Origin of the sequence: Nocardia sp. NBC_01730, from assembly GCF_035920445.1 — a bacterium.
Lineage (GTDB): Bacteria > Actinomycetota > Actinomycetes > Mycobacteriales > Mycobacteriaceae > Nocardia.
On sequence record NZ_CP109162.1, the window covers coordinates 712306 to 735548 of the forward strand.

General features: G+C 66.7%; 1 protein-coding gene (running past one end of the window). It reads left to right on the forward strand.

Going from position 1 to position 23243, the window contains the following annotated elements; all coding sequences use genetic code 11:
• Window positions 1-23243, forward strand: the 5' portion of a protein-coding gene (locus OHB12_RS02880; protein ID WP_327115875.1) for an MFS transporter. 28108 nt of this gene lie beyond the right edge of the window; 23243 of the gene's 51351 nt are visible here — the first part of the coding sequence; its start codon is at window positions 1-3; the stop codon falls past the right edge of the window.

The following is a 23243-nucleotide window of genomic DNA, read 5'->3' on the forward strand; positions in this document are numbered from 1 at the left end:
ATGGGTATTCCGTTTCCTCCTCCGGGGATGGCGTGGCTCAGTTATCTGGTCGGTGTCAAGCTGCCGACGATCGATGAAGACGACGTCGGCCAGGTGCAGCAGGGTTTCGAGCATCTGCAGCAGAACATCAACGGCACGGTGATTCCGGTGGTGGCCATGGCGCGGAACAAATCGCGTCGGGCGTATCCGGAGGGTGACGGCGCGGATGGTATCGACAAATATTTGGCGCGGATCATCTCGCACAACAAAAGTGTCGCGGGTGGCTATGGTGAGCTGGCCAAAGGGATTCACAGTTACCGCGGTCAGGTCGTCTCGGCGAAGCTGAACGGTATCTTCGGGCTGATCTGGATGGGCACCGAGTTCGCCAGCAGTAGTCTGTGGGGTCCGGGTGCGCCGTTGCAACAGGCGTACGCGGTCGCCTCGACCCGGATCTTCTTCCGCTGGCTGGCCTCGCGTGTGACACAGGAAACCGCGGAGATCCTGGCGCGTATGGCCACCAGGATCGCGATCGAGGACACCCCACGGCTGGTGCAGTGGATCACCAGTGACGTGGCGAAAGAAATCTTCAAACACATGGGGAAGGAAGCGTTCCAAGAGTTCTACCAGGGGACCGGGCAGGAGCTTCTCGTCGAGGCCGAGATGATCCGTGAGGGTTATCAAGAAAAACTGGACTGGGAAGCGATCAAACAGAACGCGGTGATCTCCACCATCGCCGGCGGTATCGGCGGTATCGGTGGGCTCGGTATGCAGAAGCTGACCCAGAAATTCAACTGGAACAGCGGCGCCCGCTGGGACCGGATACGAACCGGTGTCGTCGTCGGTGGTGGCGCGGGGCTCATCGGCCAGGTCGGAGCGATGGTCTCCAACGGCCTGATCTACAACAACTGGCAGACCGATATCTACGCGTGGTCCGGTGGCGTCGCCGGTGGCGCGGTCCCCGGAGTGATCGGCGGGTTCCGCGCACCCCGGGTCGGTGAAGGCCAACGGATGCGCCGCAGCGACTTCACCCTCATCGCCGGACAACCCGATATCGGTGACGGCACCACAACCAGCAACCCGACAACCACCACCACAACCCCCCCGATAAACACCAACACCAACACCGGCACCAACACCAACACCAACACCGGCACCGGCACCAACACCGGGGCCGGCACCGGGGTCGGGGTCGGGAACGGTCGGGCGTCCGGCGATACCTCGCCGACAGCGAACACGACCACGAATCAAGGGCACAGCAACACCACCACCGAGCCCGGCCACGCCGAGGGGAACGGGTCCGATACTGCGGCGGCATCGAACACCACCGAGGACGGATCCCCACAAGCATCGCAAGCCTCGGCGTCGACCGCGCCGCCTGCCGCGGCAGCCACCACCACTACCGAGACCGGTGCCGGACCGGCTGGTGGTGCGGTAGGCACCGACCCGCACGGTGGGGCGCTGGTCACCGGAACCCAGCACAGCGAACCCACAGCAGGCCTCGGATCCACCGGGAACACAGCCGCAGACCCCACCCCGGTCGACGGGCAAGCCACCACACACGCCGACACCCCTGCCCCCGCCACCGGCGCCCCCGCCACCGACACCCCCGCCACCGACACCCCTGCCACTGGTGGGCCTGCCGCCGGCGCCCCTGCCGCCGGTGCTGGTGGGTCTGTTGCTGGTGGGCCTGCTGCTGGTGGACCGGCGTCGGGGTCGGGTGCGGGCAGGAGTTCGGCGGCAGTGCCGGGTGGCTCGAGCCAGGCCGGTAGCGGTAGTGCATCGAGTACTGCCGGTGCCGGGCGCTCGTCGTCTGCCGCGTCGGGTCGGCGCGGTACGAGCGCGGACCGGTCACGGTCGAGCGCGGTACCGGATACCTCCGATACCGAGCCACGAACAACGCCACGCGCTGCCGGTGCCGGGGCCGCCGGATCCGACGCAGCGGCCGCTTTCCGCAACATCATGAGAGACACCACCGGAATCGTCGCAGAAATACAAGCGGCCAGCGCGCCCAGCCACGCCACCAGCGACACCACCAGCGACACCACCAGCGACACAGCTGGCACCCAGGCCGAATCAACCGCCACCCCCGAATCGGCCACTATCCCCGAATCGGCGGCCGATTCCTCGACCGCGCAACCGGACACGAGCGAGACCGGCGGGGGGCTGGCAGATGACCAACAGGCCCCAACCCACTCGCCCGACCCCGCCACAACCACCCAGTACAACGGCGAGACCGGACCGGAATCCCACGGTGAGCCTCGGGCTGGTTCGGACACTGATGGCGGCACTCGGGCTGATGGCGCGACTTCGGATGACCCGGCCAGGGGTGGTGATTCGGATTCGCGCACTCCGGATGACACGCGGTCCGACGGTGAGGTCAAGCCGGAGTCCGATGGTGAGGTCGGGCCGGAGTCCGAGGGTGAGTCTCGGGCTGGTTCGGACACTGATGGCGGCGCTCGGGCTGATGGTGAGTCTTCGATTGATCCGGATGGTGATTCGGATTCGGATTCGCGCACTCCGGATGACGCACAGTCCGATGGTGAGGTCGGGCCGGAGTCTGATGGTGAGGTCGGGCCGGAGTCTGATGGTGGGTCTCGGGCTGGTTCGGATGGTGATTCGGGTTCGGGTGGTCGGGGTGATGGGGTTGGTCCGGGTCCGGAGGTGGGCAGTGTCGATTTGACGGGGCAGTGTGCTGCTCGGTCGACGAATGTGTTGGCTGCGCAGTATCCGACTGCGGGTATTCGGCCGGTGGGGTCGTCGGATCCTGCTGGTGTGGGTTCGGATGTGTATCAGAGGCAGATCGGTGCGGAGTTGGTCCGGTCGGGGAGTGGGTTGGCGCCGAGTGCGTCGTTGGAGTCGAAACGGTTGTATAGCGAGGCTGCGGCTGAGCGTAACCGGTTGCGGGAGGAAGCCGAGCGGGTCAAAGGGCAGCAGCGTACGCGTCAGAAGAAACGCACGAGGCGGGTCGGGCGTGTGCAGGGGCGGTTGGAGACCGCGTTGGCGCGGGTGCGGGACGGGCAGCCGATCGCTGCGGGTTTGCGGCAGCAGTTGGATCGGGTGTCCGCGCGTACGGGTCGAACCACCGAGCAGGTGTTGACACAGCGTATCCAGCAACTGCAGGACCGTGCCCAGAGCCGTGAGCGGGTCGAGGGGCAGCGGACCCGGGAGCGTGAACAAGAGCTGGAGACCAAGGCCGGTACGGAAAGAGACCGGCTGCTGAAACTGTCTCGGGATACCGGGCAGGTCACTGGTGAGCGGTGGCGGCGGATGTCGCGGTTCGATCAGCTCGAACACCAGACGATGGTTCTGGGTGAGGGCGCCACCTTGGTGACGGTGCTGGCTTTCGATACCTCCGGGGACAACACCGTCGGTGGGCATGTGGTCCATTTATCTGTTGAGCATGGTGTGGTGATGATCTACGACCCGGAGACCGGGTTGAAGAAGGTTTTCACTCCGGAGGCGATCCCGGAGGTCACCGACAAGATCTGGGTGACCGCGATCCGGTTCGACGGCTCGAAGCTGACCCCTTACACCGTGAATGTCGTCAACGGCGCCGACGACGAAGACGAGCGTGACCGGGTGCGGCGGTTCCTCGACGCGGATGAACAAGACCGGTTGAAACGGCAACTGGATTACGCGTTGGACCGGTTACGCGCCGAGCATCGCGATACCCGTACGCAATTCGATGACCTCGCGCGGGCGGCGGGAGTCAGCGACCCGGACGTGCTGGATGCGTTACGCGACCCCGACCGCTACACCGATGCGCTGGCCCGGCTTCCCGCGCCCGCGCTCACCGAGACAATGACCGTCGCGGAGCAGGTGCGTCTGCTCGAGGCACGGGACCGGTTGCGTGACAGCGTCGCTCACCTGCACAAGGTCGAGCAGACCATGGACTCGTTACAGGAAGCGTTGGGGCAGCCACCGGACCCGACAGCGACCCCTGCCCAGCAGTCCCGCCACCAGCAGCGGGTGGTGGGGCTGCTGGGCGCGGTCACCGACTGGGTCGGAGCGCTCGAGGATATCCGGACCTTGGCCGCGGGCGTGCCACAAGCCCAACTACACCGGTTGCTGGCCGGAGACTTCGAAGCAGAACTGGCCTGGCTGAACGAGACCAGGCCCGACGAGACCAGGCCCGACGAGACCAGGCCCGGTGAGCGGTTGGGTAGGTTGGCGGCGGTGGTGCGCCGCGCCCCGGTGATGGCCGAGAACCTGCAGACCGCCCAGGAGTTGCTGGCCAGGTTCGCGAACCCGACCCCCACCAGGCAGGCCGGGGCCGGGCAGGCCGGGGCCGGGGCCGGGGCTGGGGCTGGGGCTGGATTGCAGAGTCAGGTGAGCCGGCAGGTGGGTTTTGTGCTGGCGCGGTTGAACCAGCAGTTGGATACCGCCCGTAGGCAATTGAATACCGCGGCAGCAGGGTTGGGTGTGGACGAGGACACCCACGCGGGGTTGCTGTCCCCGGAATTCGAGACCACGCTGGCCCGGTCACCGGATTCCTCGCAGTGGCGGGTGGTGTCGGCGAACGCGCACTACTACCACGAGCTTTCCGCTATCGCCGACCAATGCACCGGGCTGCTGTCGCGGATCAACGACCGCACCCGGCATTCCCCGCAATGGCTGACCGATACCACCACCTACGCGACGCAGGCACTGGCATGGGCTGCGGCAGTACAGGCCATGCACGAGGCCACGACCTACGGCAGACCCCAACCCACCCCGGACGCGACTCCGGATGTGACCGGTCCCGACGGGCTGCCTGATGCGCGGGGGCAGGCCCGCACCCCGCAAGCGCTTCGTGCGGAGATCGCGCGGTTGGGTGAGCTGCGGGAGCAGGCGCGCGCGCGGCTGCAGACCGAGCAGGAAAGGTTGGGAACCGCGATCGCTCAGGCCGCCGCGCAGATCACGCAGCGGGAATCCGACCTGGCCGCGCTGGATTCCGACCGGACCGTGTCGGCTACCCAGCATCGCCGGTTACAGGCCGAACGTGACCTCGCGGCAGGGGGGCCCCGGTGGCGCGACGGGCCGGCGTTGTCGCCGCAAGAGCTGGCCCGGCGAGAGGGGCAGTTGGCCCGCCAGCAGCAGCAGCTGGGTGAACGCCAGCGGATGCTGCAACGGCAGCGGGATAGCCTTGCCCGCTCCAGACAGCGGCTGACCACGCAACTGCGTGCACTGGAAGAATCAGAAACCCAGCAACAGATCAACGAACTCGGACACCGGATCGGCCAGCTCCAAGCACAACTACCCGTCCAACCACCCCCGACCCCGGCCACCGACCCCGATTCCGGCCCTGATACGGCCACCGGCCCCGATACGGCCACCGACCCCGATTCCGGCCCTGATACGGCTGCCGGCCCTGATACCGACCGTGATGGTGGGCTGCGGGCGTGGGGTGGGCGGGTGTCGGAGGCGGAGATGGGCAAGCTGATCCGTCGGGTTTTCGATTGTTCTGATGCGTTGGGGGATTCGTGGCAGAAGCTGGAGCGTGAGCAGCTGGATCTGGGTTCGGTGGCCGGGGTCACCGACACGAACCAGCAGCGTGACGCCGATCGGGGTGTGATGGTCGGTGAGGTCGTCATGGTGGCTGGTCGCCCGTTCCGGTTGGCGGTCACTTCGGCGGGGGTGCCCGACAGTGTGGAGGGGTATCGGGCGGCGCCGGTCGCGGCCGCGGCGGCGCGGGACAGTCTGCGGACCTCGTTGCAGGAGCATGACCCCGCGACACCGGTCACCGAAGCCGATCGGGCCGAGATGGTGCGTGCCGCGATCGATGCCGCGCAGGCCGCGGTCGTGCGTTTGACCCGCCGAGATCACACCCGCCGGATCAGTGAGGCGCTGGCCGCGGCGCAAGCACAACTGCCCGAAGACGCTGACCCGTTGAGTGAACCCGCCCAAGCGCAGATCCGTGCGCGGGTGCGCCGCCAGATCGACACCGAACTACTCGAGGGTGTTCGGCCACCACAGGCCAGTATCGCGGTGGTCGTGTTGGATACCGGGATCGATGGCCAGCCGGGACAGTTCACCGCGGGCTCGGTCGGCGGTGACCGGGTCGATGTACTCGACCCGAACAACCCGGACAACTCCCACACCATCACCACCGACACCGACACCGACACCGATGTTTCCGGGGTCGGTCACACCCTCGGCTTCAGTGTGCCGGACCTCAACAACACCGACACCGGTGCTGGTGCTGGTGTTGTGACTGCGGGTGGGCCGCCGACCGATCCGGGTCGATACATCAGTAGTGGTGCGGTCACCGAGTCCCACATACTGTTGGCGCGTACCGCCGGGTTGGGGGGGACCTCGCGTTCGGTGGCGTCGCTGGCCGGGGAGTTCGCTAGGCATCCGGATGATCTGAGCACGGCGATGACCGCGCTGGCCGACAACTCCCCGCAAGACCGGGCTTTGGCCGGTGTCGCGGTGTCGTGTGCGGCGACCGAACCCGCACCCGAACCCGCACCCGTGGACTCGCTGCAAGCCGAGCCGCGTCCGACCTTGCCGGTGGACGAGCAAGCCTTCGGGTACCAGCGGGCGCAGGCGCGGATGCGCAGCATCAAGTTCTGGGCGGTGACCGCGCGTGACCACGCGATCGCGTGGGACTGGACCGATCCGGTGACGCAGCAGGCGATGATCCGCTCGATGCCCCGAGAAGTCGCCGAGTCCGAAGGTTTCCCACGTGCCGCCCGGGACCAGGCGACCCGGTTGCTGCTGTTGCGCGAGCGGGAAAAGTGGCACCGCCCGGATCCGCGGGTCCCGGAGCAGCTGCAGCAAGCCGCGCTCGTGAACTCCCGGATCGACTTGTTGGCCGCCACCCAGCGGTGGACCGCGCAGGTGCCCGGTCACCCGGATGTGCAGATGCTCGGCACCACCGGATCGATGTTGGTGATCGGCGACCTGGATACCGCCGAAGTGGTGAATATCCATGTAGTGTCCGAGAATTCGCCTGATCTGGAAGCGGCCGTGCGGCGGGCCGCGGCGGCAGCGGTGCACGGGGTCACCGCCCAGGAGCGGCCGACGGCGGCCGTGGTGTGGATCGGCAAGGAGCACGCGGACCTGGCCCGGGCGGTGGCCGAGCTGAAGGACGCGCGACCTGCGCAGGCCGTGCGGCTGGTCGGCCACCATGCCGCGGATGCCGAGACGGCGCGAGTCGCGGATATGCACCTGGTCGAACGAGCCCGCGGCCACGAAACCCTGGCCGGGCGCGACCAGATCACGGTCGAGTTCCCGGACCAGGGCAACACGGCCTGGATCGACTCGCACCGAGTGGAAGGTGTTGCCAACAACTGCTATCCGCAAGCATCGCGGATCGTGGTGGAGCGCGCGCTGGCGGCCCGGCTACGGGTGTCGGGGGTGAACCCCAGGACCGACACGATCGTCCGTGATTTGTGGTGGCGACTCCAGGTCCTGCGGTCGATGTCCGCGCCGGAGAACGGGGTGGACGGTCAACTCGGCGCGAACTTGCTGGGTGCGGACTGGGATCCGGTCGGATTCCGTAACCTCGACGAGCTGGCCGCGGCGGTGCCTGCCGAGGGCGGGACGTTGTTCGTGTCGGTGGGCTTCGACGGTTTCCAGCGCGAGGGTGTGGTCGGCGCGCACGCAGTGGCGGTCTACCGAGAACACGGTCAGATCATGGTGAGCCACGGCAACCTGAGGCCGCAGACTCTGGGGGCCTGGCGGCGAGGCTTGTCCGGGGTGGTGTCGTTCCACGGCGCAGGCTATGACGAGCACGGCAACCCGCTGCACCGGCTCCGCTCGGACGGTCGCTCACACGGCATCGCGGGCAGGGCGTACGCGGTGGGTAATATGGGTGCTCGACTCGATCTCGCGTCTTCTGAGCTTCCCGAAGCATTGACCAGGATGATGGACGAGGATGTGCTGCGCCGCCGGGGCTTGGTGGCCGGCGTTCGGCTGCAATTGCAGGCACGCAGGGACCCACTCGTTCGGCGCGAAAGAAACAGGCACGGGACACTGGATTCGCAGCTGAAGCTGAATCCGGAGTTGCTGCAACCGAAATCCGACACGCGCGCCGAGTGGGACGCCCAACTCGCCAGGGAGCGGGAACGGCTGGCCGGGCTGTTGCAGATCCCGGCGATGACCTTGGCCGATCCGGTGTTGGTTGATCAGGAGCTGGTCGATCTGCGCGAGCGCGGCGACAAATCCCGGGTACTCGCCGAAGCGGAGCAGGAATTCCGGTGGCGCTACGACATCACTCGGACGCTGCACCGACTCGACCGGATGCAATGGCGGGAACAGCAGGTCGTCGAACTGAACCGGCAGCTGCGGATCGCGAGCGAGCACGGCGACGGCGCCACGGTGGCGCGGTTGACGGCCAAGGCGGAGCAGATCGCGGAGCTGGTCGCGGATCGAGACCGACTGGACGGCGCGGCCATGGCCGGGGGCTTGCACCTGAGCCGGGCCGCGCAACAGCGGATGCAGGCTCGGCTGGGCAGTGACTACGACAACATCAGCACCGCATTGGGCGCGCTGCTGGAGACCGATACTCCACCGGAGTGGCTCTCGCGCGCCGAGTTGTCGGAGCTCTCGCGGCCGTCTGCAGACCTCGTCGACCGGGAACCGCTGACCCTGGAAGAACAAACCGCGGTCGAACGGGCCCGGTTGGCAACGCAATTCCGGGAACTGCGGGACCTGCTGGAATGGGACCGGGAAGTTGACGGGCACGCCATGACCATTCGGGTGCTCGACGAGCTGATCGACAGCGGGCTGGCCGAGGTGGTGCGCGACCCGCGGCGGACCCCGGTTGCGCGCCGCGGCGAGGTGGGCCCGGAACTGGTCCGGATCCGTCGCGGGGCGGCCGGGGATCAGGTGGGATATCGGCAGGACCTGATCGCGCGCAACAACAATGCGAGTCCCGGACCGCTGGGACCGCGACAGTTGACCGAGTTGCAGGCGCGCCAACAGCAGCTCGCCGCGCCGGTCGAGGCGTGGCTGGCGGACATGGGTTTGGGCATGCCCACCGACGCGCAGTTGCGGGGCAGTTTCCGGCAATTGACCGGTTGGATCCGTGGCCTGCTTGCCGAGCAGGGGCGCGACGAGTGGCAACCGAATGTCCGAGAACGGCAACAGCTCGAGGCATTGCAACAGCAAGCCCGCGAGGTCGGAGAGCTGGAACAGTATCTGGCGCTCGGCGAGCGAATCGGTCGAATCGAAGCGCTGTCCGCGGCGCGCCGCCGGGTGGAAACGGAAAATGCCGGTGCAGCAGTTCGATTCGACGATCTGCTGCGGACGATCACCGCCGATCTGGCGCCGGAACTCACCCTCAGGGGAGGGGAACGGCCGAACTGGTCGAATTACTCGTGGCGGCAGATGCTGCGAACTCACGCCGAGGTCGTCGGCGAGTCGACGTCGGGCCCTGAGCAACAGCGGGTGGCCCAGCTACTGCGGGAACTCGCCGATGCCGCCGATGCTCGCACACAGTGGGCCCAGCAGCTCGACATCCTCGACCGGCATACCCGGCGACTGGACGAAACGGCCGGGAATCTGCGCCGGGCTCGCCAGGAACTCGCCACCCCGGCCGGGCCGGAGGTCGAAGACCCGGTCGCCCGTCGCCGGGAGCTGGCGCGACAGGTCGACACCCTCGACCGCGAGCTGACCGAGCAGCTGACGCAGGTCGAAGCCGAGCTGACCCAATTCGCCGACGGCCCGCTTCGCCCGCCCGACATGGTGCGTCCGCCCGCGGGCCCGACCGTGGGGACACCATCGAGCTCCCGGACTCCGGTATCCACGGAATTCGCCGACGGCGCGGTCCCGGCGCGGCCACCGACCATGCCGCAGGTGCTGCACCTGCGCGGCGACACCCCGAAGCTGTGTGCGGTCGAAGACCTGTGGTTCGGGAAATTCCTCGGGCTGCCAGTGGACCCGCCGCCGGTGCAGGACCGCATGCGCCAATTACACGGTATGACCCCGGCCGAGGTCGCGTTCGCGGCCCGGGCGAAATGGCAACCGGACGGCTTCGAATCGCTCGACGAGATGTATGCGATCGCCGCCGAGGGCGGTGTGGTGTTCGGTGCGGTGGACTTCGGCGATGTCGGCGCGCATCTATTCGTGGTGTATCAGGGCGCCGACGGCGAAGTGCGGGTGCACGAATTCGTCGACAATCGAGTCGCCGATATTCCGTTCGACGACTGGGACCGGCCCGAAGGCCCGCTGTACGGCATCGTTTTCGACAAAGGCCAGAATGGGAATTTCCGACCGCTGCACCCGCTGCGGCCAGGCGAAACCCCGCCGCGCAACCCGGGCAAGGATCACCCGGAACGCAACCTGGGGGCGCGGTTCGGGAGGGGCCGCGATGAGCAGTCGCAACCGCAGGGGCCAAGTGCCGTCCATCTGCTGCCGGAGTTGGGCCCAAGGTTGTCGGCGCTGCGCGAACAGGCTCGGGCCCGGTACCGGGAACTGGTGGAAGAAGTCTCGAATTCCATCGAGGATCCGGATGATGACGAAGCACGTCGGCTCTTTGCTTGGGACCAACAACTGGGAACGCTGGCGCAGGCGCTACAGACCGCGTACCGCCACCGGAATGACGACCCGGGATCCGCCCAGACCTACCTGGTATCGGCGGCTCAGGTCGTGCGGCTGAACGACTTGGCAGCGCGCGTGAATCTGCCTGGGGTGCAACCTGCTCGGAGCCCCTCGATCCCCACGGTTTTCGGAGTTCCACTTCGCCTGAAGCTGCACGAGCTGACGCCCGAGGATCTGGTCGCCGTACCTGGGCGGCAGTTGCGAGACCGGATAGAGCAGGATTTGGTCCGGACCTATCTGACCCTGCGCGATCTGCTTCATGGACCAGTGCCGCGAATCGAGCAGTTGGAACAGGCAGTCGCGAAGTTGTCCCCCGAAGTACGGGCGACGGCACATGAGCTCGCTGAGTTGTGGACCATTGCCCAGATCTTCCAGGAAAACGATCAGCGTGCCTCCAACCGTGCGGTATACCGGCAGACGGCGATCGCGGCATTCGATCGGGCTTTGACCGCGGCGCAGTCCTTTCCGACACAATCCGAGTTCACGCCGAGTGAACAAACTGTCGCATTCGCTACGGATCTCGTATCGCGACAGGCCGCGGCGGTCGCGGCGCTGAGCGAAACGGCCCGAGAGCTTGCCGAGTTGCCCGATGGACAATTGCGGCCGAATTCGGCGGACACCAGCCCGGCCGCGGTGCGGTGGGCGACAGCGCGGATGCTACGCGCGCAAATGGAGATCGCCGAAGCGGAAAACGTTGCGCCGACCAAGGTCGATGCCCTGCTGGCCCGGGATATCCTGGATCGGGAGCAGCCAGGTGCAGCTGAAACAGCGGCCGAGACCTATCTGGTGCTCGAGCGGCTGTTGGCTCGGATAGCCACAGTACACAGACAGACGGCTTGGTCGACCGGGTTGGATGCGCTGAGTCAGGCACTGGCGCAGGCATCCGATCGACAGCAGGAAGCCACCGACCGCTATGCCATAGTTCGCGGTGCCTACCGCAGGCTGTTCCCGGATGCTGTGGAAAATTTTCTGCTGCCTCCGGATCCCACCTATTCCGGGGCCGAGGGCCCATTGGGGCACTTGGACAAGTTGCGCACCAGGCTGGGACGCGATTTTGTCGAATATCCGTCACGGTTCTTGGACATCGGAACAGCGAAGCATCGCTACCAGGTGCTGACCGAAATGGTGGCTACGGCGCAGCAGCAACGGGATTGGACTCGGTGGGCGACGCAGCTGGAAACCTGGTCGCAGTGGGTGGATGGTTACGCACGGGAGTACCCGGCGGCGATCGCGCGGCGGGAACACGCCTACCGTGCGCTGATCGCTGCGGCCCATAATGCCGGTTTGTCGGCCTTCGACATTGTGGACCCGACGCGGTGGCAACAGCAGGTGTTCGCGCTACGTGACCAGGTGGCCGCCGAGGAAACCCTGTTGTTGCGGATTGCCGCCCAGGACAACATCACCGTCGACGAGTTGCGACTGTTGCGGGAAACCCGGTTGGCTGTCAACGAATTCCTGCGCGCGACAGAACATCTCGAACACGTCGAAACTCAGCTGGACCTGCTGCTGGGCAACCCGACCGCGGAGGCGGCGCTCGCGGCGGTGGTCACGCGACCGGGCCACGGCGTGACGGAATACGCGCTTCCGGACACCGGGCAATTGATCGCCCCACCGGATGTGTTGCTCGCACACCGGCTCAACCGGTGTGCCGATGCGGTGCTCGACGATGCCGGGCGGTTCTACCACCGTGATTACGGGGATCTGGGACCGGCCGACGGGAACGGGCGGTATGTCAGCAGGGTGGAGCAGGCGGCCGGCGGCCGCACCGACCAGGCGCTACCCGCGCAACAGATGCACGATATCGCCGAGGTGGTGGATCTGCTTCGGGCTCGAGCGGAGCGTCTGCCCGGCAGCAGCGACGGAATCGGTGCCTTTGTGTTCGTGCCTACGGTGGCGGGAGTCGAGGGCAACGGCGACCTCGGCCATATGTACTGGGTCGTGCGCTGGGTCGACGACAATGGCGACGAGCACTTCGACCGCCGCGATGTCGGAACTGGTCTGGTGGAACCCGATTTCGTGATCGGACCGGAGGAGCGCAACCGCCCGGTGTTGGCGCTGTTCCTGGACGAACAGGGCTACCCGGAGGTGGCGAAGCACGCGGATGGGTCCGTCCCAGCCTTCCGCGGTGACCAGGACTTCAAGGTCGGTGCCACCCCGGAGCCGCTGCCGTATATCTCGCCACGACCGGGGATGCCGAGACTGCCGCTGGAGCTGTCCGAGGCGCGGCGCGCAGAGCAGGGACGGCAGTGGGGCGACCTGCTGGATGAGGTCGCGGGCGAGCTGGACCGGGCAGCGGCGATCGAGCAGTGGTGGAATGACCTCGACGAGCGCAACCAGCGGGAGCTGTTGTTTGCCGCGCATGATCTGATGCTCGAGATCGGGATGCCGGATTCGCTGGTGGACCAGGCGAACCGGACCCGGCTGGAACTGGCGCGGCGCGCTTTGCTGACCATGGCGCCCACGCCGGAGAACGTGGCGGCTCTGGCCGAGCTGGACGCGGTGGTGGACCGGTTGACCATGCTGGAGAACTGGGCGAGCCAACTGCCCGGGCATCCGCCGATCCACCTGCTGTCGATCGATCTGCCTGGGCGACCTGCGGCCACCATGATCTCGGTCGGCAATACCCGCACCGCACCGAATTTGGTCACTCATGTCACCGCGGCCTCGGAGACAGGCATGGGTGAGGTGGCGGAAACCGACCTGGTTCGGCTGATGAACGAGTTGGCCGATGCCCCCGCCGGTGCGGTCGCTGCGGTGTTGTGGGTGGAATCGGCCGGTGCCCCGGAGACCGGCGATCTTCAGGCGGCCGGGGAGCAGCTGGCCGCAGACCTGTTCAGCCGGGTGCTGTTCGGCCGGTCGGAGCCGGTGCAACTGGCGCAGTTCACCCTCGGCCTGGGCGACGGCGCGACCCTGGCCACCGCGGCGGCAGGTAGCCGGGTGTCGGACGGTCAGCTTCCGCCGCCGCAACCCGTAAACGAGGAGCAGACGGATGCCGGTCGACGTCCGGCGCAGGCCGGATCGTCGTGGGATGTGCTGGATGCCGCGTTGTCCTGGGCCGGATTCACCAGTATCGAGGAAATGTTGGTGCCGGTGAATATCATGCCGGCCGCTGCGCGTCGGATCGGGGAACGGAACTATCGGGCTTGGCAGCAGTGGCCGCCCTATGTGCGCCGGCATCTGCAGAATCGGTATCCGGATGTGCTCGCCGCGGCACCCGGTATCCCGGCTGCGGTCCGGGACGCCGCGAGCAAAGAGACACTGCAGTGGGCACAGTCCGGAGAACTGCATTCCGGTGCAGTGCGATTGCCGGAAATAGATGTGCGCCGGGTAGCCGACCTGTCGAATTGGGTCGATACACCGCGATTCCAGGCTGAGGTCGGACCAGCCTATCGGCTCGGCTATGGACAGACCACGGACGGCCGGTTGCAGCTGAGCTTCGCGTTCGGCGACCCGGACCGGGCGCCGCGGGTGCAATACACGATAGTGGAACTGGACGGGCTGATCCTGCCGCCGAGCATCGACCGGACTGGCCTGACCTACTCGCTGAACGAAACGCTCTACCGGGCCGGTCTGCGGGCGGCGGGGAACACGTTGCGCGACACGGTCCACCAGTTACAACTGGCCGATCCCGAAGCCGCCGTAGTGGTGCTGGTGCGCGAGCCGCCCTTCCGCCGAACCATGACTCACGGCAAGGTCGACGGCAATGATCTGACCCGCGTCGTTGCCGCGGACAATGCCGTTCGGGAACAACGCGATCCCCTTCGACGTCGCCCGCAGACGGATGTGAATATCAGATCCGCCCACGAACAGGTCGGCCGCGAAGTCTTCATGGCCGGATTACGTCGGGAGGCCGATTCGATCGCCATGCCGACTGCCAATCAATCCTGGTTCCGGACCCCGCAGGCGCAGATCCGCGCGATGCTGCCGCCGATCCGGCGTGGCTTGGCCGCGGTCGAGAGCGACATGACTCGAATTGTCGCGACGCTGCGCTTGCCCACGGGTGATCCGGTCGAGCTGACCTCGCAGCAGCTGCGCCCGAACGAGGTGCTGTCCACGCTGCGCCAGCTGATCGTGGTTTTGGGCCCGGCCATGGAGAATCCCGGGATCTCGGATGCTGTGCGGGGTCTGTTCGGAATGGCCACGGTCTACGTGCAGCAGGCCGCGCTGGAACAGCTATTGCGGCAATACCTGGACAGCGACCGGCAGCCCGAGCGGCTGATCGCCTCGCCGACAACGGCGAAGCAGGAATTGGTCACCCGGGTCATCGACAACCTGATGGCCGCATTCCGATTCCGGTCCGAGTTGGTCCAGTTGGCCGAGCACATACTCGGGGCTGACAATTCAGTGGAGCTCGAGGACTTCAAGAACCTGCGGTTGGACCTGCTGCAGGATTCGGCTCCCCAGGCGGATATCTTGCCGGCACGGTTGGCCTTCCATGCCGAAGCCGACGCTATCCATCGGATCACCGGGCTGCTCGGTGCCCAGATGCAGTGGTCGATCCGGGTCATCGAGCGCCGTTTCCTGGAGGATGCCGCGTATACCGCCGGCTTGACGGCAAACCCGATTCAGGCACCCGGGCTGAGCATTCTGGAGCGGGAGCTGCGGGCCGAAGATCGGGTTCTCGTCGGGCTCCGGCAGCAAATTTCCCAGTTGGCACAGTTCGACGAGGTGGTCGGTCCACGTCGGGATCGTGCCCGCCGACTGCGGGCGCTGCGGGTGGAACGGGCAGCGCTGCACCGAGAATTGGCCGAGGCGATCGGTAAGCCTGCGGCAGGGTTGACGCCGGTGGAACCGGGGACGGCGGAGTACCGGAATCTGTCTGCCGAGCAGCGCGACCTGGCCGATCGGTACCGGGTCAGTTGGCGGTTGGTCGATGCGGTCGAGGCATACCACCAGGTGGACCGCGACTACACCTGGCTGCGCGATCGGGTCAGCGAGCTCGAAGGATATTTCCAGCAGCAGGAGCTGGGTTTGGCTACTGCGTCCGACATCGACATCGCGATCGACAAGACTCTCGCCAGGGTTGTCGAGCGTTATGAGGAGGTCGTGCCGACCGCCGAAGTGCCCTCGGACATGTTTGTCCGACTGCATAATTCGGATCAGCCGTACTGTGCGCCGACGACGATCGACAACTTCTGGCAGTTCCAGGTGAACAACGGTGCGCTGGCATCCGTTCCGGCCATGCCCGCCGAGATCACCCGTCGGATATTGGACGGGGTGCCCGAACGCCTGGTGGCCCGTGCGCTGGGCGGTGACTGGCAGCGGTTCGCGTCGCTGGCCGAATTGGTGGCGCATGTCCGGGAATTCGGTGGGGCGGTCGCGGGCGCGATGGTGTTCCGTCATGCCGGCCCGATCGGCGGGCACATGTTCCACGTCGAAGCCGACGCAGCGGGCAATGTGACGGTCCGGGAATGGGTCGACAACGAGGAGATCGTGCTCAGCACCCGCGCCGAGGTGGACGCGTGGGTCGAGGAGCGGGAAGGCAGGCCGGACGACGACGGCCCGACGGAGAGCAACCTGCTCAGCGTGCACGGCATTGTCGCCGATGCCGAGGGCAATGTGGTGATCCCGTACGTCGAAGGCTCCGGCCGGTTGGCCACCGGTGACGACATCCCGCAGACCCTGTTGGGACAGTTGCCGATGAGGCGGGGACCGCCGATGCGGGAGCGGTTGTTGCAGGCGGCCGACCGGCTGCCTGCCGCGGTCTGGCAGTCGCTGGTCCGGGTGAGCGGGTCCGCGCTCCCGGAGTTGGGACCACAGCTGCAGCTGTTGCGCCGTCGTGCGCTGGCGGACTACCGGACCCGGATCGCCGAGCTGACTGATGAGCAGGCCCAGCAACTGATGCGACGCGTCGAGCGCATCGACGCCCAAGAGCAGTTGCTCTATTCAGCGTTCGCCGATCAGGAAAACGACCGCAAGCAGCAGGCGGAATTCCGGAAACGCCAGTCGCAGCTGGCCGGCCTCGAGGTCTTGGCGGGCACGCTCAACAAGGCCGAAACCGGTGGGCAGCCAGCCGAACTGGGGTCGGCGGCCGTGGCGTTCGAGGCGCATGAGCTCAACACGATGGCGTTGCTGCCGCCGAAAACGCTGCCGGAGGGGTTGCGTTACCTCGAACTGGACACCCGGGCGGAGCTGGATCGGCTGGCCGACGCGTTGGATCGGGTGGACCCGGAGTTCGACATCGACCCGGTGACGCTGAACAACAGCGAGCTGAAGCGGCTGTACCGGCTGCGTGGGCAGCTGCCCGGTCCGGCGGTGGACTCGGTGATCGACTTGGCCGAGAAGTACCTCGCGGCCGGGCATCGGGCCGAGGGCATCGCTGCCCTGCACCGCGAATATCGGGCCGCGCACGCTCGCTTGCGCTTCGATCGGGAAATTATCGCCCGGCACCAGCGCTTTCTGATCTTGCTGTACCAGGGTGAACGTCTCCAGTTCGTCGACAACCTGGCTGACCTGGATGTCCAGGTCCGGGTACTCGGCTACCGGTCTCGATTCACCCCGCACCCGAACCAACGGGAACAGGCGTACACCTGGGAGCAGCTGTCCGGATCCGTCAAACACGCTCGTAGACAACAACTTCGCATCGATCGGATCGAACGTTCCGCCGCTCGGTTCGCCGAACTGGCCGCCGAATACGAACGGTTGCAGTCGCCGGGCGTCCGGGCCGATCAGGCCCGCCTGGCCCGGCAGCTGGCCCGCATCGAGAAGGAGCTGACCGACGGGCTGCGGTTGGTCCCGGCCGATCTCGTCCGGCAGCGACTGACCGCAGGCTTGGAGCTGGGTTCCACCGATCTGACCCGACCCGCGGCGAGTCCGGCCCCGAGCGCGCCCTTGAACATGCAGCTGCACTGGACCGTCCCGGCCAAGCAACCGCTCAACTGCCTGCCGCGGGCGGCGCGAGCGGCATGGCGTGCGGTGGGCGGAGAAATACCGGGACAGTTGGTCGATTTTATTGCCGGGTCGAAGGGCGTGGATGCCCGGGAAGCGGCGGCTCTGGTCGGTGTGGACTGGCACACCGACGGCTTCGGGGACCTGGCCGGGCTGCACGCGTTCGTGCAGAACAACGGTGGCGCGGTGATCGCGATGCTGGCCTTCAAAGGCATCGATGGCACAAGGGAGGTCGGTCAGCACGCGATCGCCGCGAAGCTGGTCGACGGTCAAGTGCGAGTCGTCGACAGTGCGATAGCCGATGCGGACGTCGATCCGGACGACGAGGGCATCCCCTACGAAGAATGGCTTGCGAAACTCGCCGAGCGCGGCGTCACCCCGGCGGATATCGAACGGGTAGACGGCATGTGGCTGAAAGCCGGTACCGTCGGCCAGGCCGGGGAACCCGAGTTCCGGGTGGACGACACCCATGCCTCGCTGGCGGTGGCGGAGTTGGACTTCAAGGACACCCGGATCGGCGCCTTGCCGCCCGGCGGGGTGGGTGCGATCTGGCGCAATGACGGGGTTGTGCTGCCGGATGCACAGCCCGCCAAGGTGCTGGCATCGCGCGGCGCGAATGCCGATCTGGTGTTTGCCGGCTCGGACATGGTGGACGGCAAGCGTTTCCAGGTGTCGGTGGCCGGGGTGCAGAGCACGGAGACCGGCGTGGCGGTGGAGTTGCTGCTCCGCCTCGGGAAGTTGCGAACGGCCCGGGTCATCGTGGAACTGGACCACGTCGACGGCCGGGTCGTCGCGCGTTATCGGCTGGTCGACGTGAGCTGGGGTGCTGAGCGATTCACGCAGGCACTGCAGAAACTGCACGGCGGGATCACCGACTGGCTGACTCGGTCGGGCGCGGCCTGGGCCGAGGACAGTGCGGAGGTGCCGACCCCGCGCCGCGGGCGCGTCGTCGAGCAGTCACCGGAATTTGATCCGCACCTCCGTCTCATGGTGACGATGACCGCTGACGCCGACGAATACCGGGCCGCTCGACACGAGGCTCGGAAATGGCTGGCCGAGCAGATGTTCGGCTGGCCTGAGCAATATCGCGTCGGCGCCAACAACGAATTGGAGGTCGCGCTCGACAGCATGCGCGCAACCGGTGGCGCCGATATCCGGATAGAACTGCAAGCGACCGACACAGCGGTACGAATAATGCTGTTGGACAAGGGGACCGAGCTGGTTCCCGCTCCCGGCGCGAAAGCGAGAGGCGAGTATCGCTCCGAAGTACGTCGATCGAAAACCGGGCGGGATGTCCGGATCGAGTTTGCCGCGCCCGATCCGGAGCTGATCCCGTTGGTGCGTGCCGTACTGCGGAACACCGAAAGCCGCTGGGTGGAGCAGCTGTTGGCCCCGTTCCTGGGCAATGCGGCAAAGGTAACGGAAGCCCGCGCCCTTGCCCACGGGATCGGACAGCTGTGGCAGGCAGCGGTCGACGCCGGTCTGACGACGGAACTGCTGCGGCAGTACCCGCAATTACGTCGAGTGTTCGGAGTGCTCCCAGCGGGCGTCGTGCACCCGATGGTCGAGCAGGCACTGCGGGAAGCGGCGGCGCGGCTGCGAGCGCTGCCCGAGGACGGGCGCAACGCGGGCCAGGATCAGCTGGCGCGGCACTTGGCCAGGGCCGATGCGGAGATTGTGCCGACCCTGTTGGAGGGTCTCGCCCAGGCGATGCCTGGCATGCCGGTGCATTTGCTGTCGGGCGAACACCTGCCGGACTGGTCGTCGGTCGAAAGACTGTCGCCCGGGGGCCGTTACCAGACGCGGGCGAGTGTCGGTGACCTGGCGAACGCCGACGTGGTGCTGTGGTATCAAGCAGGCGCAGTATCCGATTCGAAGGGGATCGAGCAGGCCGTCGCGGAAGCGACCGGCGTGCTGCGGGAGCGGCAGCGGGTCGAAGGAGCGGGTAAGCCGCCGCGCACAGTGGCGATGATTGTGACGGTCGACTACGACTTCGCCACTGCCGAAGGACCCTTCACCACCTGGGCCACGGTGTTGGCAAACCGGGAGTCCCGGGACGCTGGACACCTGGCTCAACATATCGTGACCATGATCAATTCCCGTAGCGACGGGAATCAGCCAACCATGGTGTTGGTCGGTCGAGGCGAGGGCAGTGCCGTCGTCGATGCCGTCACCCAGCTGCCGGGCATGACCATCGAGCTCGGCGGGTTCGTCGACATCGACATCGACGATCCGTGGAACCCGCTGCCCCGTCCGGCGGATGTCGAAATCGACGCCACCCGCCGGGCCACGGCCGAGGCATTGGCTGCGCAGTTGCGGAAGCTGCCGATAAATCACACGGTATGGCAGGTCCGGAAGCTGCTCCTGGACCTCGGCCTCGGCCCCGAGGACCTCGTCGATGTGGCGCGCTGCGACCCGGAACTGATCGCGAACCTACGCGGCGCGCCGCTGCGTGCCCGGCACATCGCCGGCAAGCTGTTGTTCGCCGCCGAGCTCTTGCAGGCCCAGGTGTCCGGTGCGGACACCCCGCGAGCTCGGCAACTCGACGCCACCTATGAGCTACTGCGGCGGTTGCAGCGGTCGGTGGCCCGGCTGCCGGGCGCGAACGAGATATCGGTATTGGCGGACGACGGTTCGGTGTTCGCCCTGGGGGCAGTCGAAGAGCCCACGGAGATCGTCATCTACCCGGCGGTAGTTCCCGAGAACAAGGTTTCCGCCGACCAGGAGATGCAGTTCGTCGTCCAGTCGCATCATGCGGCATTGGTGGCAGCGGCGAAAAACCCGGAGCCACCGCGGCGACTGTCGTTGTCGAGTGTGGGCGCCGACCTGCAGCAGATGATCGGTGCCGTCACTCAGGTTTTCGAGGCGCAGCCGCCGATGGAAATCCAGGCGGACAGCTCGTGGTCGGTGCAGGTGGTTGCTCCCGATGCGCCGACTGCGCTCGACCAGGGATTGGTGCAACAGGCTGTTTTCTGGGCACGGGATCGTGTTGATCTGACCACGAACGTGCGCACTCTGGTCACGGAAGTCGACGAGGACAACACCAGCGGGGAAGCGGCGCTTGACTGGGCCGAGTTGTTGCGCGAGGGCTCGAGACGCCTGCAGCCGGAACGGGCGAAGCTGGCTGAGCTGCACCGGATCGCGCGGGACGCGATGGCCGCCTTGTTGGCCACCGACCGGCTCGGCGCGAATGCCACCGTGGCGGATATCAGCGCCGAGACGCAGCGGTTGTCCGCGGCTTTGGACGACCCTTTGTTGGCCGAACAGATATTGCATTGGCCGGCGTTGCAGCGGGACCGACTGGCAGTGGATTCAGAGCTGTCGGCGGCGCATTACACGCTGCTGCAGTACCACACATTGAATTTCGCTCTAGCGGAATACGACTGGGTCGACCGTTGGATTCGGCATCTGGTCGGTGTGGACCGGGGCATGCGGGCCGCCAAGACTCGGTTCGATGAGGGCCGCGATACCCGCGACGAGTTCGACCGGCTCGCCGCGCAGACGGTGGAGCTGCACAAGCTGTCTCAGCGGTTCGTCGCGGCCCGACATGAGCTGGATGAACTGGCGGAGTCCGACCGTGCCCTGGTGGAAGCATATGGCCTGGATCCGGATGACCCGCGCCTGATCTGGAAGTCCATGGATCGATGGGCGCAGCAGCTCGAGGCGGCCCGGCTCGAGCGGGACGTCTTCGGCGGAACACAGAACGGCCAGCTGGTATCCGGTCTCGAGCGACTGATGGCGCTCGCAGAGCGGGGAGCTGGGCGCGAAACCCGGATGCACCTGTTGCGCAACCTGTTCGACCAGCGGCTGGTCGAACTGGCCCAGCAAGCGGGGCGCCGCCCGCCCGCCGAGCCGGGGGTCGAGTTCGGCAGCAACCTGCATGTGCTGCGGGTCGAAGCCGATGCGATGCGCAACCAGGAAACGGGGCAATACTTCCAGCCTTTCACGACCCGCAGCAATCGACTCGAGCAACTGTCGAACCACCTGAAACAAGCTCGCGCGCAGATGCTGGCCGCCAAGCGGAATTTCCTCGAAATCCGAACGTACCTGGTTGCGGAATCCCTCGGCGATGCCGAATATCTGGGTTGGGGGCCGGACACCCTGACGCAGTTGCAGGGCCGGCTCGAGGCCGCTGTCGAGACGGCCCGCGGTGCCCAGTGGCGGATCGGCATGCTGCGGGAACTGATCAGCTTTGTCGAAAATCACAACCGCGAGCGGCAGCAGTTCTACAACTTGGCCGCTGCCGCCGAACAGTTGGACGACCTCGCCGGCCGGCGTCATGCGGCCACACTCGCCGATGATGCCGCCTTGGCCGCCGACCTCGACGGCCAGATCGACTCCGCCCTGTTCCAAGCAGGTGAAATCCCGTTCAGCGAACCGGGTGAGCGCTGGAATCTACCGTCGGCCGCCCGCACCGACGGTATTCGGGAGGTGGCTGAGCAACCTGAATTGCCGCCGCTGCCCGATGGATTGACGGTGCCCGATTCGCTCGAGGCGCTGGTGGAGGGAGACACCGAGTGGCTCGCGGAGTTCAGGGAGTTGGGCGGGGAACGGCAAGCGAACCTGGCCGGGGTACCGAAGATCTGTGCCCTCGACTCACTGTGGTTCATCCGGGAGGTACTCGGCGTCGGGATCCCCGGTGACCTGCCGTCGCTGTTGGACTCCGGGATCTGGGCCGATGGCATGTTACCGAGCGACATCGGCAAGCGCCTGGGCGCGAGGTGGGAAAAGAACGGCTTCCCGGATGCCGAAAACGGCCGCACTGGTATCGAGCAGATGCGCGCGCTGGCCGCGAGCGGCGAGATCGTGCTGGGTTCGGTCACCCACGGCGATGCCGGCGCACATATGTTCGTGCTCTACCGCGGCGAAGACGACATGGTGTGGGTGCACGAACGTAAGGGCCACGAGGTCATCGATGTCCGATTCGCGAAGTGGGAGCAGCCGAGCGGGGAGAAGCACGGAATCCGATTGGTCTCGGTTGAAGATGCGGACGGCAACACGCGTTGGGTGCCGCACCGGCCGGTGGGCGAAGACGGGTTCGTCGGTGCGGTCGGCGAGGACATGCCGGGGGTGGTGGACGAGCAGGGGCGGCTGGTCGAGGCGACCGTGGCCGGGGATCCGGATCCGGGCGCCTCGGCCGCGCGGCAGGCCCAGATCCAACATGCGCTGGATCGTGCGCAGCTGTCGGATGTGGGGCAGCTGGTGCATGTCGCCGGACGGCGGGTGCGGCAGGAAGAGGCCCGGGTGCTGGAGAAAAACGGGTGGCAGGCGCGGAACAATCGGTTGGCCTCGCTGGCCGCGCGAATGGACACCCTCGCCCACGAATACCGGCGGGTACGGGCGGAACTGACCCAGACCATGCCGGGCTCGGCGAGCTTCGACACCATGACCGAGAACGTGGCCAGGATCGACGCGGCCTTGCGTCATGGCCTCGAGGTGGATTTGGAAGCGTTGCTTGCCGAGGCACCCCGGCCGCGGGATCTGGCCCGGTATCTGCACCCGGACACGCTCGCTCGCAGGCACGTGAAAGCGGCGGATGGAGCCTGTCTGTTCCGGGCCACCGACGCTGCCTATGCGAAGGTGGGCAAGCAACCCCCGGGCCGGCCCGTCGACACTTCCGGCCTGCCCGGCAACGACCCCAGGCTGGCACCGGAGGTCTTCGGTTCCGACTGGGAACAAGAGGGCACGGAGTCGTTCGACGCGTTGTACAGCCGGGTGTGGCACATCCGGGACGTGGTGCTCGCGGTATTCGGCCTGCACGGGCTCGACAACTCGAATGAAATCGGTGCCCATGCGGTGGCCATATACCGCGAAGGCAACGCCGTCATGGTGGACGACGACGGTGAGGT